Consider the following 15,453-nt stretch of genomic DNA (forward strand, 5'->3'; position numbering starts at 1 on the left):
GCCACAGTGGCTCCCACCCTCGAACGGACCACCTCATGCGACTCATCCCCGTAACCCCGGGTCAGACCCTGTGGCCCTCGGCCGCAATACCTGACGGCCTGGCGTCGGCCACGGCGCGGCTATGGGGGCATGTGCAGGGTCTGGTGGGCTCTGACGGGGCGGTGCGCGATCTGTGCCGCAGCCGGGTCCTGGAGTCCGCGCTACTGCTCGCCCTGCTGGACCGCACCCGCCTTCAGCCGGCCGCCCGCACCCGCCTGGCCGGTTACCTCACCGCCCACCAGGACGCCGCCGACCCGCTGGACCAGCTCCTGGCCGGGGCGGCACTGGGGTGCCGTCCGTCCGTGGCCGCCAGGCTGGACGTCGACGGGTTTCTCGCCCAGGCACCTGACTTCACCGGCCCCCGCAAACGCGCCCTCCTGGACGCCGTCCTCCACCTGCTCGGCACCCCTGCCGAAACGACGGTCCCCCTCCCGCCCCAGGCATTCACCCTGGACGCCCTGCACACCTGGGCCCGTGTCCAGGTCACCGCGGTCAAAGCCATCCACGCCCACGCCCAGGGCGATGTTGCCCGCCTGTCGGAGGACGACGTGCGGCTGCTGGTGTCGACGCAGCAGCCAGCGAGCGTGTGGGAGGGCAATCTCCTCATCCACCTGTCCGTCCTGCACGCTCTCGCACGACTGCCCGGCCACGAGCGGCTGGTCACCGAGGGGATAGCCACGGCGCTCGCACATCAGCGCGCGGACGGCGGGATGCCGTTCATTTGCGACGAGGACACCTGGCTGACCGCCACCGCAGGGATCGCCCTGCACGCCGCCGGAGCCGACCCCCTCCTCCTGGACGCAGTGGCCGGACGCCTCCGCGGGCTCCAGCGGCCGGACGGCGGCTGGTCGTACACCGAAAGCGCGCAGCTCACCGATGCGGACTGCACCTCCGCCGCCGTCGAAGTCCTCCATCTGACAGGCCCTCACACTCACCGCGGTGCGATCAGCCGCGGGATCGGCGCCCTGCACGCTCTACAAGGTCCGGACGGCGGGTTCCCCACCTACCTGGCGGGCGCGCCTTCGGAAGCCTGCATGACGGCGGCCGCGACCAACGCCCTCACCACCCAAGGCCCCGCCCAGCAGCTGGAACTCGATGCCGCGCTTGGCTTTCTGGCCTCCGCGCAGCGGGCGGACGGCTCGTTCCCGCCGGACTGGTCCAGCAGCCGCCACCACACCGTCTTCCGCGCCGCTCTCGCCGCCCGCCGCCACGCTGGCTCTTCTCACGGACCGGGGCAGCGAGTCCTGCGGCGGGCGCTGCGGTTCGTCGAGGGGGATCAGAACCCGGACGGCGGGTGGGGCCAGCAGGCCGGCTCCGCGAGTGACGCGTTGAGCACCGCCTACGCCCTGATCACCCTTTCCACCCAGGACCCCCTCGCACCGGCCCTCGCCCGCGGGGTCGGCTACCTGCTCACCCAGCAGCGGGCCGACGGTTCGATCGCGAGCATCCCGGACTCGATCGGGCCCCGCCCCTTCGGCTTCAACGTCCCCGCCCTCGCCGACGTCTTCACCCTCCTTGCCTTCGGACACCTCGCTCACCACATGGAGGCGACAGGCCCCACAGGGCAAAGACGGATCGCTGTCGCGAGCGGCCGGCTGCGCGGCGCGCCGCTTACCGGGGTGTGAATCCGCCGCCCGCGTGTACGCGCGGCCAGCGCTCCCGGGCCGGCTACGTCCCCAGTTCCCTGCCCGACGCCGACACCGGTTTCGGGCCCCTCTTGAGAGATGGACGGCATCTGTGATGTACAACCGGCCCCGCTCGGCCGCCCCCAACCTCCTGAAGGCAAAGGTGTGCCTGGTCACCGGCGGTGCCCAGGGCATTGGCCTCGCCACCACGAAGGCACTCGCCCGCCAGGGCGCGCTCGTGCACGTCGCCGGGATCTCACCGGATCACCTGGAAGCCGCAGCGGCAGATGCCGCTGCGGCCGGACTGGAGCAGGTCTTCTTCCACCAGGTCGACGTCACCGACCGGGACGCGTACGAGCAGTGCATCACCGACGTGCACGACGCGGCCGGCCGGCTCGATGTCCTGGTGAACAACGCTGCGTTCACCCAGTGGCGCGACGTCGCCGACATGAGCGTCGAAGACGCCCAGCTGACCATGCGCACCGGCTACGACGCCATGGTCTACGGCGTGAAGACCGCGCTGCCTCTCATGCGGGCCGCCGGCGGCGGCACGATCGTCACCATGGGCTCCGCCGCCGGCGTCGTCTTCGTCAAGGGCCCCTCAGCCGCGTACGCGGCGGCCAAGGCAGCGATCAACGCCTACACCCAGATCCTCGCGGGCGAACTCGCCACCTCGCCCGTGCACGTGATGCTGGTACGGCCCGGAACGGTCGCGGGCACCGAGTTCTTCGGCCGGCACGTCCCTTCCCAGCGCATGCCCCGCATCGCCGACCTCCTGCCCGTCTCCACACCCGAACAGGTCGCCGACGCCATCATCGACGGCATCATCAAACGCCGCGCGATCGTCGATACCCCTGGCTACCTGCCCGCCATGTACCGGGCCTACGCCATGGCCCCGACCGCGTTCCGGAGCCTGGCCGCCCTCGGCGGGAACGCCCGACGCAACTACGCCGACCCCACCACCAAGGGCCACGCGAAAGCGCGTCGCGGACCGGCCGCCACACCCCCTCCCGCCAGCAGCCTCGGCTTCAGGCTGATGAACAAGATCGGCCCCGCCCCCTGGGCCGGCACCCTCATGCGGACCGCGATGGTCCCCCTCGACACCCTCCTCCAAGGAAAAAGCACCGGGCGCCTCAGCGTCGGAAGGACCATGGGCATCGCCTCCCTGCTCCTGACCACCACGGGCGCCCGCACCGGCCGCCCCCGCCCCACCCCTCTCTTCTACGTCGAACACGACGGCGGCTACGCCGTCGTGGGCTCCAACTTCGGCCTCGAACACCACCCCGCCTGGACGGGCAACCTCCTCAAAACCCCGACCGCCACCGTGTCCGTCGCCGGCCGCGAGATCCCCGTCACCGCCCGCCAACTCCACGGCCCCGAACGCGAAGAGGTCTGGCACAAAGCCCTGACCACCCTCTCCACCGGCTACCAGACCTACAGCGACCGCTCCGGCCGCGACCTGCGCGTCTTCCACCTCCAGCCCACCACCCCCACCCGGTGAACGCCGCAGGTCCGGCGCGTATCCCGGGACGCGCGTGACCCGTCAGGCTGAAGATCGTTGGCAGGGCATGAACCTCATCAAGCCCGCACTCGCGGCCCTCGCCCTCGCCGGGGCGGTCCTCGTCCTTGCCGCACCCGCCCACGCCGCGTCCAGCGACCAAGACCCCTCGAACATCGTCTCCGACGTCAGCTACAACGCGCTTACCCAGGTCATCAGCTTCGACGTCGCCCTCCCGGACACCGCGCACTGGCAGAGGTAGACGTCCGTGGCGAGGCCCCGGCATTCGGTCTCGCGGGCTTCGCGGTCGGTGAGGTTGCCCGCGTGCCGGGGGCGAGGCCGGGGACGGTGTACTGGATCCGACAGTTCCCGGAAGGAAGCCGCCGTGATCACCCCCCGCGCGCCCCACGCCCATGGATCTGATCATGCACGACATGGCTCAGAGGCGCCCGAGCTGTCCCTGGCGATCGGTGCCGTCCTACACGTGGACGGCACCGCACTACCGATCGCCGACCTGCGAGCCCACATCGCCGGCCACCTGCACCAACTGGCTCCCCTCACCCGCTATCTCAAGGGCCCGGGCTGCGAGCCCGATGGGCCCACGACCCAAGCCCCTCGATGGAACCCCGCATCCACGAACGGCAGATCGCACTCGGCGAAGCAAGCCTCGACGCTGCCCTGCCGAACCTGCTGACGCACCCGCCCCCTGACGACGGCCCCATGAGACCTCTGGCTGCTGCACGGCCACACCCCCCGGCCGCTACATCTTCTGCGACCGCGCCCTCACACCTCCCACGACGGAGTCGGCCTGCGCAACACCCTGCACAGGCTGTTCGGCAGCGCCCCGGCGCACCTCCCCGCCGAGCCGACCCCCAAGGCCGGACCCGGTTCCTACAAACGCACCCTCAAGTCAATGCTCGGCTCCTTCGCCGCCAACAACCTCTGGAACGACCCCGCTCACCCCCTGCGCACCACCGGCGCCGCGCACGGGGGCAGCAACAACGACGCCCTGCGCACCTGGAGCAGCGACCGCTGGCCCCGCGGAGCCGACCGGCCGTGGTCGACCTGCGCCGCACCAGGGAAGAACACGACCGCCCCGGCAACCTGTTCAGCTTCGCCCCCATTCCCCTGCAATGTCAGGAGCCGACCGGGGCCGGTCGACTGGACGCGGTCATCGCCGCCACTCGCGGGCCGAAGAGCCCCGCTCAGTGCACCGCCCTGCGCGCGATCACGGATCTCGCTGCACCTGACATGGCACGGCGCGGCCAGCAACGTCAGGCGCACCGGTGGATGCACCCGTCAACTCCAGCGCACCGCACAGGAACGGTCCTGTAGATCAGGTTTCGTGGGGAGTGTTCTTGGCGAAGTACATTCACCATGGGCTTATCACCGGTTGCCGGTCATCCTGCTGTCGCTGTTTTCCGTGAGCCCCGAGGCGGGCGGCCCGTCCCAGGGCTGGGCCCGCGGGTCGAAGCGGAGGCGAAGCGCACTGCGCGCGTGCTGGCCGGGTTGGCGACCCATGCCAGACCTGTCGAGCGGACGGTCGCACTGCGGCAGGCCGCCGCGGCTGCCGGTGAGTTGGTGGCCGCGCTGTCCGCTCTGGCGCCGGCCGTGACCGGTGAGGAACTGCCGGCGGAGTCGATCAGTCAGTCCTACTTCCGGGTCCGTGAGGTGGAGCTGTCGGACCAGCAGGCCGCCCTGCACGGTGTCCTGGTCGTCCACCGCGGTCTGGACGACCTGGGTGAGGCGCCGCTGTCGGGCGCCGACCTGGCATCGGAGACGGCCGGAATGCGGCAGGCGGTGCTCGACCTCACCGGCGCAACACCGGGCGCCGCCCTCGACTGCGGACCACCGGCCGCCGTCCCCGAGCCCGCTGCGGGGGCGTCCCTGGAGAGTGTCTGGACTGCTCGGTGGCTCATCGGGCACCAGGTCCATGTCCTGTTCAACGTCTGCGCCGCGGTCGCCGTGGCCGACGCCACCCGCCATCTGCGCAACGGCGACACGGAGGCCGCACTGCCGCGGCTGGCAGATGCGACGGTGTACGTGCGGGGCTTCCCGGCGGCCATGACCCACGCCAGTACGGTCCCCGCCGACTACTACATGGACGCGATACGCCACACCATGGCGCCTCCGTCCGTGGACGTCCCCTTGAGCGGGCGCCAACATCGCGGATACAAGCTGTTCCGGGCGGCCATGAAGGACTTGCTGTCGGTACTTCCCGACTCCTACGAGCACCTGGTGGCCCGCACTCCCGAGCTGGCCGAGGCACGGGCCGCTCTCCTGGAAGCCGACATCGTGGACAGTGAACGGCACGTCACCCTCGCGTACTCGATGGTGCATCTGCACCGTTCCCTCGCCCAGAAACCCGAAGGCCCCGACAACGCCGTCGCCGAACTGCGGCACATGCGCCATCGCCGCGCGGCCCAGTACGCCTCCCTGATCCGGTTCGGGGACCACTACATCGCCGACGCCGTGGCCGGGCTGCGCCACTCATGAGTCCCTACGTCCGCCGCCCACACCTCCGGCAGGAGACCCCGATGCCCGAGACGACGCCCGGCACCACCCGAAGCTCCGCCGCCGACCGGACGCTGGAGCCGGCCGACACCGACGCGTGCGAGCGGCTGGCCCGCACCCTGTGCACCGGCGGGCACGACCAGGTCGACAACCCCGAGTGGGTGGCACGGGCCCGGGACGCCTGGGAGGACCTTCCGTTCCCGCTGCGCCGTGGGGTGCGCCGGTTTCGAAGGCACTCCGGACCGCACGGCACCTTGGTGATCGGCGGCCTGCCCGTCGACCAGGCGGCCCTGCCCCCGACGCCGTCCGTACCAGGCTCGGTCCAGCGCCAGGCCAGCGTCTCAGCCGCGGTGCTCACCATGGTGGCCTGCGGACTCGGCGAGCCTCTCGCCTACCTGGCTGAGAAATCCGGCGCCCTCGTGCAGGACGTCGTGCCCGTGCCCGGGCAGGAGACCTTCCACGGCAACGCCGGATCGGTGCCGCTGTCCTTCCACACTGAGAACGGCTTCCACCCCCACCCACCCGACTACGTGGTCTTCTTGTGCCTGCGTGCCGACCACGACCGACGCGCCGGCATGCGCGTCGCCGGCATCCGTCAAGCGCTGCTGCTCCTCAGTCCGGCCAGCCGCCAGGCCCTGTTCGCACCGGAGTTCATCACCACGCCACCACCCTCCTTCGGTCCCGGCGCTGGCACGAGTGCGTCCGACGCCGAGCCCCGGCCGGTGCTGTCGGGAGCGGCTGAGGATCCCGACATACGCATGGCCCAACTCGTCACCACCCCGCTCACCCCTCGGGCCACCGCGGCGCTGACCGAATTCGGCCGCGCCTGCGAGGCGACCGCCCGCACCCTGCGCCTGACCCCCGGCGACCTGGTCATCATCGACAACCGCGTCACCGTCCACGGCCGCACCGCCTTCCACCCCCGGTACGACGGAGCAGACCGCTGGCTTCAGCGCACCTACGTCACCACCGACCTGCGCCGCTCCCGCGACCACCGCCCCCACGACGGCCACGTACTCGCCCGCTGACCACCGTCCGGGGCCACGGGAGGTGTTCACGAAGGCGGTGAAGGTCTTCAACGTCTCCGGTTGTCGGCCATATCCCGGACAAGGACGCAGCCACACACCTCTCCTGGACAGCCAGCGCTGAGGCGAATGTTGCCTCCACCACCTTGTTAGCAGGAGGACCACCATGATCGCTTTGGTCGACCCCCTATCCAGCGGCGTCTTCCTGTCCTCCGCACTCAGGGAACGCGGCCAGGACTGCATGCACCTGTACGAGGAACGCTTCGCCAGGACAGCCCGGAGCGATACGAGCGCGCCCGTCCTGATCGCGAGTGAGAACACGGTGGACACCGTCGCCGAACTCCGCAAACGTGGTGTCCGGCACGTCGTTCCCGCCAGCGAGTTCGGCGTCGCGTTGGCCCATGACCTTGCGGCGGCCCTGGACCTGCCGCGCAACGAGGACGAGACGGCCGCCGCGCGGCGGGACAAGGCATTGATGGGCGAAGCTCTGCTGAGGGCCGGCCTGCCTGGCGCGGGGCAGGCCACGGTGGGAACGGTGGACGAACTCACCGGGGCACTACGGCGCCTTGGGCTTCCGGTGGTCGTAAAGCCCAGCCATAGCTCCGGCAGCGACGGCTGCCGGGTGTGCTGGTCGGAAGCAGACGCGGTGACGCACTTCCTGGACATCCACCAGCAGACGAACCTCGTGGGCCTGCCGAACGACAAGGTCTTCGTCCAGGAGTATCTGCAAGGTGAGCAGTACGTGGTGACAACAGTGAGCCTGGACGGTCGGCACGTGGTGTGTGAGGTGGCCCGAAATGTCATTGAGGAGCTCGAGGGCCTCCCGGTGCGCCGGTACAACGTCAGCTGCCCACGCCTCGGGGCAGCCGAGCAGGAAGTGGTGTCCTACACCCTCGACTGCCTGGATGCTCTGGGCATTCGTGACGGCGCGGCCAATGCGGACGTGCGCCTCACCGGTGACGGCCCACGCCTCATCGAGGTCAATGCGCGCATCCTGGGGCCCGTACTCCACCCCGATCCGTACTTCGCCGCGTTCGGCAACAGCCAGCAGCACCTCCTGGCAGAGAGCCTCGACGACCCCGCGTCGTTCATGGCCCACTTCTCCCGCCCCTACGCCCCACCGCAGGTGATGGGCAAGGCATTCGTGCGCTGCTGGGAGTCCGGAGCCCTGAGGGCGTTGCCAGGTCTGCCCTCCGTACGCCAACTCCCGGGTTTCCACAGCGTTCACGGACTTCCGCGCGTCGGGCACACCGTCCGGAAGAGCACCCTGACCAAGGGCAGGACTGGGATCGTCTACTTCGTCCATCCCCAGGAGTCCGTGGTCCGCAAGTCCCTTGAGGCGCTGAGCACGCTGGAGGACGACAGGGCCCTCTTCCGCGTCACTCCCGCACCGACCACGGGAAGTGGCTGTCGATGAACGACGTGTTCTCCTCGCTGGCCACGTGTGACAGCGAGACCACGCAGCAGATCGCATCAGTGCTGCACTCCCGCAGGCAGGACCCGGATCAGAACCGGATGCTGCAACGCTTCCTCGCGGCTGTCGAGGTCACCGCCGGACCGCTGCTGGAGATCGGCTGTGGTTCCGGGGAACTTCTCACCGCCCTCTGCGACCGGGCGCCCACCGCCACGCTCGTCGGGGTCGATCACAGCGTCGACCTGTTGAAGATGGCCGCCCAGGCGAACGCAACAGTGGGAAACCTCAGGCTCCTGGCAGCCGACGCGCACCGGCTCCCGTTCGCCGCCGAGTCGTTCCCGACGGTCCTCATGTACACGCTGCTCAGCCACACACCGGACATCGGCTCGGTACTCAAAGAGGCCCACCGGGTGTGCCGACAGGGAGGGCAGATCGCCGTACTGGACGGCGACTACGCATCGACGGACTTCTCGCTGGGCCCGCACGATCCGCTGAGCGCTTGCGTGGCCGCCTGGCGTGCACAGTACGTCGTGAACACGCACGACCTGCGATCCCTCCCGCGCCTGCTGGAGGCGGCCGGCTTCCAACTCGTGCAGGCAGGTGCCCACACCTACACGGCTGCGGACTCGGCCTACGCGTACAGCATCATCGACCGAGGCGTCGACACGATGCTCGACAGCGGGACGATAGGCAAGGACCTCGCCCGCTCACTGAAGGACGAAGCGCGGCGCAGGGCACACGACGAGGGGTTCGTCGGCAGCATCACCTACCGCTTCGCACTGGCTCGCAGCCACCCGTCCGCCAGTACGGCGCCCCCGCAAGGCTAGGAGCTGCGCATGCGTATCTGCATAGTGGGCGGGGGCACGGCCGCGGCATGTCTCGTCATGGCCCTCGCCCGCACCTTCGGCTCACAAGACGTCGACCTCGTGATCGTGGAGCCCTCGGACCAGCTGTGGCGCGGCAGGGCGTACCGGACGGACCGTGATGAGATCGTGGTGAACGCCCCCCACACCATGATGACGCTGGACCCGAACGATCCGGAGCATGCCCGCCGGTGGCTCACCCGTCACCACAACGGGGGTGGTGCTCACCCATCATGGACGCAGGAAGTCTTCCCACCGCGGCACGTCTACGGCCGCTACCTGGAGGACACTCTTTCCCAGACCCTGGACGGCCTGACGGCCGCAGGCTGGCGTGTCACGTGGCTGCGCCGACGTGCCGTGAGTGTCTCGCACGACGGTGACCAGGCGCTGGTCGGCCTCGAGGGCGGAGCGAGCGTCCCGAGCGACTACGCGGTGCTGTGCGTCGGAGACCCGTCCGGTTACGACCCCTACGGACTCGCCGGTCACCCGTCCTACATCAGCCGGCCCTATCCCGTGGCCTCTGCCCTTGCCACCGTTGATCCGTGGGCCTCCGTGGCCGTCGTCGGGTGCGGGCTCACCGCCGTCGACACCGTCCTGGGACTACGGGCCCAGGGACATCAGGGGCGGATCACACTGCTTTCCCGGGACGGCATCCTGGCCGCCGTGCGCCGCCCCCTGCAGGTGGGACGGCCGACAGTGATGACCCCGGAAAGCGTCCAGGAGCGGCTCGATCGCTCGTCGTCCCCCCTGCGGTTGTCGACCTTGGCCGCTCTGGCCCGGGCGGAAGCGCTCCTCGCCGGGGCCACGCCGGAGCAGATCACCGCCGAAATGTCCCTGGCGGACTGGGGGTTGAGCCGTGTACGCCGACAGCTCGCCGACCGAGAACACGTACGGGACGTCGACTGGCTCCAGGTCACCACCTGGGCCCTGATCACCACCGTGCACCAATGGTGGCCGACCCTGCCCCGCAGGGACCGGCAGCAGTTCTTCCGCCGCTACCACCGGCTGTGGAGCAGTTTCACTTCTCCCATGCCCGCCGCAACAGCCACCACGCTCGTCGAAATGGCCGACAGCGGTCAGTTGGAGGTGCTGCGTGGCCTTGAGGGCGTCAAGCCCACGCAGCAAGGATTCCTGGTCGCCGCGCAGCACCACGCGGCGGAAGCCGACGTCGTGATCGCCGCCGCGACCGCGGCACCGACAGCCCATTCAGCCACGCCTACAGGCGCACAGGAGCTGATGGACTCACTGGTACATAACGGGTGTGGGCAACGGCACCCGGACGGCGGCTTGCGCGTGCAGCCGGACACCGGACGACTCGTCGACCGCGACGGCAGGCCCCAGCATTCGCTTCTTGCCCTGGGCCACCTCACCAGTGGCACCCATTACTACATGTCCGGCATACCCATGCTCGTTTGGCGCTCCGAAGCGGTCGCCGCGGCGATAGCCACCGATTCCTCGACCAGCGTGACATCGGCCGCACAAGGTCTCTTTGCCCCCTGACCGCACAATTCATTTTGTCTCACGGAACGGGCAGCCGTTCCGCCTCCACGCTCCGGTCCCGCGGCACCCCGTACGTACGCCACCCAGGCACGGCCCCAGCCCTGCTCGATCCGCTTCAACACGCCAATCCAGCAGGGAATTATGTATGACGCCTTCCAGGCCGTGGGTCCAGGGTCGCCTCGAACGCCTCCCGTGCGTGCCTGACCATGTAGGCCGGGGTCCAGCAGGGCGCCCAGTGAGCGTCAGCGGCCACTCAGACGCCGCCGTGATCACGTTGAAGACGCCCGGTTCCCCCTGACACGAGCGTCAGTTCAGGAGCGATGGATGCATCAATGTGCCCGGCTGGGGCTGGGGCGTCGTCGTTAGGCCATGTGGTGGCCGAGACCGTATGAGTTGTTCCGTTCCGGATCGGCGACGCCATGAGCGGCCCTAGCGTGACGGGGACGTTGACCGCAGAGTTCAGGGAGCGTTTGTGACCAGCAACGACGCAGAATCCACCACGGCGCCGCGGGCCTCAAGGCTTCAGCTCGGTCGGGCGGGGACCGGAGGTGCTCTTGTCGCCGCCGGACCGGACGACTATCAGCAGGTGTCAGGGATCTTGCGGGCCACCGCGGGCAAGAAGATCACCACCGTCAGCGCCGGCGAGGACCACGGTCTGGCGGTGGCCGAGGACGGAACTCTGCTGGCCGCCGGAAAGGATGACGACCAGCAAGTGTCGGGGATTCTGCAGGCCACCGCGGGCAAGAAGATCACCGCCGTAGCCGCCGGAGGTGCCGGAGGTGCCCACAGTCTGGCGGTGACCGAGGGCAAGAAGATCACCACCTTGTCCGCCATGCTCTTCAACTGCCTGGCACTGACCGAGGACCGCGCGCTCCTGGTCCCCCACACTGTTGGCCACCTGGGAGAACTCTCGCGGGCCACCGAAGGAGAGATCGTCACAGCCGTAGCCGCCGGCAATCAGTTCGCCCTGGTGGTGACCGAGGGAGGCACACTCCTGGCCACCGGACGCGAGCAATTCCAGGAGCTGACGGGGATCCGGCAGGCCGCCGAAGGCAAGAGGATCGCCACCGTCTACGCCGCGAACCCGTTCACCGCGGCGGTGACCGAGGACGGCACGCTGTTGGCCGCCGGACGGGACGATCACCAGCAGGTCTCGGGGATCTTGCCTGTACGGCGGGCAGGCCGCCGGCAACAGCTTTGCGCATGGAGGGGAACCCCCTTGTCTGGCTCCAGTGCTTCACGTGCACCTCGGTGTTCCACATGTCCCTGTCGAACGCCGGACGGCCCTTGGGGCTGTAGGCGATGAACGCGCGGGTCTCTCCGCTGAGGCGGCGAGCGGTCTGTGTCAGTTCCAGCAGAAGCTGGTACATCCGCAGCGGCGAGTGGAAGAGCCGGGGCTCGGCGTCCTCGGATTCGGCCAGCTCGCGCAGGGAGGCGGGGAGATCCTCGAGTGCGGCGACCATGTGCTCTCGGTCGGGGCCGCGGCGCGGTTTGGTCTCCTCGACCAAGGCCACCGCTTGCGTCGTGACACCGCCGTCGGGCCGGGTGTGCAGAGCCGGCCACGTCTTGACGGTGCCGAAGTTCTCCGAGGTCAGCGCGCTCAGCAGCATCGCGAAGGCTGTCGACTCATCGCGGGTGAGACTCAGCATGCCGCCGATGGCCATCGCGCCGCCGAGCCGGGACACCTCGTCCCGCAGGGCACCGGATTCGTTCCGGGGCAGATCTCCCGTGGTGGCGAACTCCTCCAGCATCCTTCCCAGGGCCTCCTCCCTGCAGCCCGGTATGAGCTCACCGTCCCGGAAGCGGGCCAGCAGGCGTACTCCCGCACGGATGCCGTCCCGGCTGGTGCGGACATCGCGGCGCAGTGCGGTCATAATCTGCTGCCACTCGTGGTCGCTGTACGCAGTCACCTGCGTTGCAGGCGTGGCGGCGGGAAGCCGTGTGCGCAGGAGATCATGGAGGGATTCTGCCGTCAGCTCTTCGCTCTTGCGCATGAGACGCCGAAGAGCCATCAAGTGCACCCGCAAACTCGCTGGATGGCCCTCGTACCTGTCACGAAAGATCTGAAAGTGCTCGGGCGCCAGTTCGCCCGGCGTCGGCGGCACGCGTCCAGCTTCCGACAGCACCACCGTGAAGCGGTGCAGTATCCAGTGATATCGCTTCGCCGTGGCCAGGCGCTTACTGCCGCCGCGCGCGCCGCACCGGGCCGCCAGCAGCGCGGCCATCCACTGCTGCAACGCGAGCGGCGCCGGGAATGACGAGAAGTCGAGGATGTGGCTTTGCCCGCTCTGTTCCTCGTAGAAGATCACCGTGGTCTGGTCCCCGTCGGTGGGCAGCCGATCAGGAGGCTGCCAGTCTGGGGGTGGTTGGGCTGCTCGTTGGCCGCCTCGCCCGCGCCCGCTCACAGGGCGCCTCCTGGACCGGCCGCTGCGGCAACGGGCAGGATGGTGGAGCCGCCGTGCCGGGCGAAGATGCGGACCAGCGAGTCGACGCCGGCCTGTTCGTCGTCGTCGAGGAGCGACATCAGGTAGGACAACTGCAGCCCTGTGAAGGGCTCCAGGTAGTGCTCCCGGGTGGTGTCCGGGTGTTTGTGGCCGAGCAAGATCGCCAACTGTATCCAGATGTCCCCCAGCTGGTCTCGGAAGTCTTCTATCTCCTCCGCGGTGAAGCCTTCCAGACGTCGCTCTTCGAGCAGGGACAGGATGGAGAACCATTTCAGGGCGAAGGAGTGCCGGCACATGTGGGCGGTTGCCCATAGTGGGCATTCGCGGCGGATCTGCTCGCGCTCCTCCGCGGACAGGCGCCCATCCGGATCGGCTCTGCGCACCCACGCAGCCGCGACGCGCTTGTTCGCATCGTCGAAGGTGTCCTACCAGCTGTGGACCTTCTTCGGTAGCCCGGTCACCGACAGCCACAGGCAGAGCCGCTCCAGCCCACCGGGGGTGCGGCGGAAGAGCATGCGGCGCTCGTCCGGCGACAGCACGTCCAAGGCCAGCGTTGCCGGCCCGCTGTTGCCCTCGATATAGAGTTCGCCGGTCCGGGGGTTGTGTCCGGTGACGATCCGCACGCCGCGCAGCCGGTCGTACCGGCCCTGCCGCTGCGCGCGGCGGATAGCCTCGGCCCGTGAACCTTCCAGGGGATCCGCGTAGCCTTCCACCGACTGCAGCACGCGTCGCGGTATCCAGTACTTTCGGCCTTCTTCACCGCCCTTAATGCACTTCGCGGCCAGCCACGCCTCGCCGGGCTTCCAGCTGACTTCGTCCGAGTCGTCCGCCTGGACGGTCGGCACCGGGTTGAACACTCCGTAACGTGTACTCGCCCAGGTGTACATGGAGTTCAAGGCGGCGCGATCCGTATCGAACGAAGTCGGCCGGATTCGTTCATCATTGCGCAGGTCCGTGATGCGCCAGTCCTTGAAGGCTTCGACATCGCGTACGCTCGCGCAGTCCCACGAACTGCCGATGGCATCCAGGAAGTCCAGCCACACGATCAGCGCGTACGCATACCGACGCCAGGTGCTTGCTTCGTGTCCCGCCATACGCCCCGTACGGAAGAACAGGTTGATGCGAGGGTCCGGCCGACCCGACGGAGAGATGATCACAGGAGTTCCGTGGCGTGCACCGTTGCGGGCCGCTCTGGCGAGTAGATCACCGAACCTCAGAATGTCGGGATCATCGGTGGGTGGAGGCGGGACGATGAAGTCATAGAAGTCCACACTCCAGTGCTCGAGTACGTTCATGAGCCCCTCCTGAGACAGCCTGAACCGACAACTCAGAGGAGCCTAGAGAATGGCCGGGAAGTGCCAGGTGTCCGGCGCGTAGGCCGAGTTCGGGTGGCGAAGCCCCAGGAGGATCCGGCCTTGGTCGTCCTGAAGGTGCAGGGGGACACCCACGATGTGCAGCTGGGTTCCCGGCGGAGCCTCGTCGGTGAGCGGCCCGGTGCCGACCGCCGGCTCCTCCGCCGCGAGGTGCTCGGCGGCGTGCCGCCGGATCAGCGCCTCGAGCCCGGGGCTCAGGCGCAGCCGGTCGAGCATGTCCACGGTGCACCACGTCAGCAGGACACCTTCGCGGAGATCCACTGCCTCGGCATCACCGCTCCAGTGCCCGGCGTAGACGCTGATGGGCACAGCCAGGCCGTCGACGCTCGTCGCCTCCTGGACGGCGAACGACATCGGGCCTGTGGGTTCCAGGCCCGGCGTCTCCTCTGCCAGCTCGCGCCGCAGTGTCGCCTCGAGGCTGGCGTCTTCCCGCGACCGTTTGCCTCCCACGAGGGCCAGGACCCAGGGCTCCCAGATGCCTTCGCGGTAACCTCGTAGATGAAGGAGGTACCGGCCGGCTCCGTCGTGGATCAGGGCGTTGGCGCTGACGGGCTCCGGGCGCCCATCCAGGCCGTGCGGCTCGGCAGCGAGGAGCTCGGCCCGCAGTGTGGGGGAGCGCACGTCGGCGTACGGGAGCCACTGGGCCCCGGAGACCTCCTTGTCCTGCAGAGCGGGCGCAGGCGGCTGCTCGGCGGTGAGGTAGAACGCGACACGGATGTCGAAGTGCTGGTGAGCGGCCTCGCCTGTGGCCAGATTGGCGTCGATGTCATGCACATCCACGTCGATCGGCTCGTCGAGGAACTGCGGAGTCAGGCACAGGTCGCTGGGGTGCAGCCCGGCCTCTTCGCACACCTCGCGCACGGCCGCAGCCAGGAGCGTACGGTCACCCGCCTCGACGTGGCCGCCTGGAGCGAGAAGCAGCCCCGCCACCCGATGACCGACGTGGATCACCCGACGGTCGCGGTCGATGACCACCGCGCTGCAGGTGACATGTCCGGGCAGCGCGGCGCGGCTGGACGGCTCCCCGGTGGCGTCGAGGACAGCCAGCAGCCCTTCCAGAGCGCCCCGTTCCGCGGCATGCCGGCTGAGATGGGCCTCGACGGTCGCGCGGATATGAGAGCGGGAGGGCGCCACATGATCACCTCGAATGTTGGAGGG

General features: G+C 69.2%; 12 protein-coding genes and 1 pseudogene. 9 read left to right on the forward strand and 4 right to left on the reverse strand.

All coding sequences use genetic code 11. The features are described from left to right. The first annotated feature begins 161 nt into the window (after positions 1–161). From AC069T_RS27200 to AC069T_RS27240, 9 genes and pseudogenes are all read left to right on the forward strand, one after another. Positions 162–1,664 carry a prenyltransferase/squalene oxidase repeat-containing protein gene (locus tag AC069T_RS27200; RefSeq protein WP_478785236.1) on the forward strand — a complete coding sequence of 501 codons (1,503 nt, stop codon included), beginning with the start codon at positions 162–164 and terminating at the stop codon, positions 1,662–1,664. Positions 1,665–1,779: 115 nt separating this feature from the next. After that, entirely contained in the window at positions 1,780–3,165 is a 1,386-nt protein-coding gene (locus AC069T_RS27205) for an SDR family NAD(P)-dependent oxidoreductase (RefSeq protein ID WP_478785237.1), read from the forward strand. A 67-nt stretch (positions 3,166–3,232) separates the two neighbouring features. Next, on the forward strand, positions 3,233–3,424 hold the full coding sequence (locus AC069T_RS27210; protein WP_478785238.1) for a hypothetical protein: 192 nt from the start codon (positions 3,233–3,235) through the stop codon (positions 3,422–3,424). A 1,235-nt stretch (positions 3,425–4,659) separates the two neighbouring features. Beyond that, positions 4,660–5,658: a hypothetical protein gene (locus AC069T_RS27215; protein WP_478785239.1), complete on the forward strand. Its 999-nt coding sequence runs from the start codon at positions 4,660–4,662 to the stop codon at positions 5,656–5,658. 41 nt (positions 5,659–5,699) lie between these two features. Then, positions 5,700–6,704 carry a TauD/TfdA family dioxygenase gene (locus AC069T_RS27220; RefSeq protein WP_478785240.1) on the forward strand — a complete coding sequence of 335 codons (1,005 nt, stop codon included), beginning with the start codon at positions 5,700–5,702 and terminating at the stop codon, positions 6,702–6,704. Between the two features lie 163 nt (positions 6,705–6,867). Continuing rightward, positions 6,868–8,118 (forward strand): ATP-grasp domain-containing protein, encoded by a 1,251-nt coding sequence (locus AC069T_RS27225; protein ID WP_478785241.1) that lies wholly within the window; start codon positions 6,868–6,870, stop codon positions 8,116–8,118. Continuing rightward, on the forward strand, positions 8,115–8,942 hold the full coding sequence (locus AC069T_RS27230) for a methyltransferase domain-containing protein (protein WP_478785242.1): 828 nt from the start codon (positions 8,115–8,117) through the stop codon (positions 8,940–8,942). Before AC069T_RS27225 ends, AC069T_RS27230 begins: the two co-directional genes overlap by 4 nt. Positions 8,943–8,951: 9 nt before the next feature. Next, on the forward strand, positions 8,952–10,478 hold the full coding sequence (locus AC069T_RS27235; protein ID WP_478785243.1) for an FAD/NAD(P)-binding protein: 1,527 nt from the start codon (positions 8,952–8,954) through the stop codon (positions 10,476–10,478). Positions 10,479–11,139: 661 nt separating this feature from the next. After that, positions 11,140–11,457 (forward strand): annotated as a pseudogene (locus AC069T_RS27240) (hypothetical protein); the annotation flags it as partial. A 109-nt stretch (positions 11,458–11,566) separates the two neighbouring features. Here the strand turns inward: AC069T_RS27240 and AC069T_RS27245 are convergent. The 4 genes from AC069T_RS27245 to AC069T_RS27260 all read right to left on the reverse strand — a co-directional run bounded on the left by AC069T_RS27245 (position 11,567) and on the right by AC069T_RS27260 (position 15,429). Next, positions 11,567–12,787, reverse strand: a complete 1,221-nt coding sequence (locus AC069T_RS27245; RefSeq protein WP_478785244.1) for a hypothetical protein — start codon at positions 12,785–12,787, stop codon at positions 11,567–11,569. Between the two features lie 92 nt (positions 12,788–12,879). After that, on the reverse strand, positions 12,880–13,305 hold the full coding sequence (locus tag AC069T_RS27250; RefSeq protein ID WP_478785245.1) for a hypothetical protein: 426 nt from the start codon (positions 13,303–13,305) through the stop codon (positions 12,880–12,882). A 42-nt stretch (positions 13,306–13,347) separates the two neighbouring features. Next, positions 13,348–14,217, reverse strand: coding sequence for a hypothetical protein (locus AC069T_RS27255; RefSeq protein WP_478785246.1), 870 nt, complete (start codon positions 14,215–14,217; stop codon positions 13,348–13,350). 42 nt (positions 14,218–14,259) lie between these two features. Continuing rightward, positions 14,260–15,429, reverse strand: coding sequence for an NUDIX hydrolase (locus tag AC069T_RS27260; protein ID WP_478785247.1), 1,170 nt, complete (start codon positions 15,427–15,429; stop codon positions 14,260–14,262). Positions 15,430–15,453 lie beyond the last annotated feature (24 nt).

Source organism: Streptomyces sp. NPDC043867, from assembly GCF_056435845.1.

Coding starts and splice junctions, on each gene's coding strand:
- AC069T_RS27225 (WP_478785241.1), top strand. CDS start 6,868: ATGATCGCTTTGGTCGACCCCCTATCCAGCGGCGTCTTCCTGTCCTCC.
- AC069T_RS27255 (WP_478785246.1), bottom strand. CDS start 14,217: ATGAACGTACTCGAGCACTGGAGTGTGGACTTCTATGACTTCATCGTC.
- AC069T_RS27220 (WP_478785240.1), top strand. CDS start 5,700: ATGCCCGAGACGACGCCCGGCACCACCCGAAGCTCCGCCGCCGACCGG.
- AC069T_RS27230 (WP_478785242.1), top strand. CDS start 8,115: ATGAACGACGTGTTCTCCTCGCTGGCCACGTGTGACAGCGAGACCACG.
- AC069T_RS27210 (WP_478785238.1), top strand. CDS start 3,233: ATGAACCTCATCAAGCCCGCACTCGCGGCCCTCGCCCTCGCCGGGGCG.
- AC069T_RS27205 (WP_478785237.1), top strand. CDS start 1,780: ATGTACAACCGGCCCCGCTCGGCCGCCCCCAACCTCCTGAAGGCAAAG.
- AC069T_RS27235 (WP_478785243.1), top strand. CDS start 8,952: ATGCGTATCTGCATAGTGGGCGGGGGCACGGCCGCGGCATGTCTCGTC.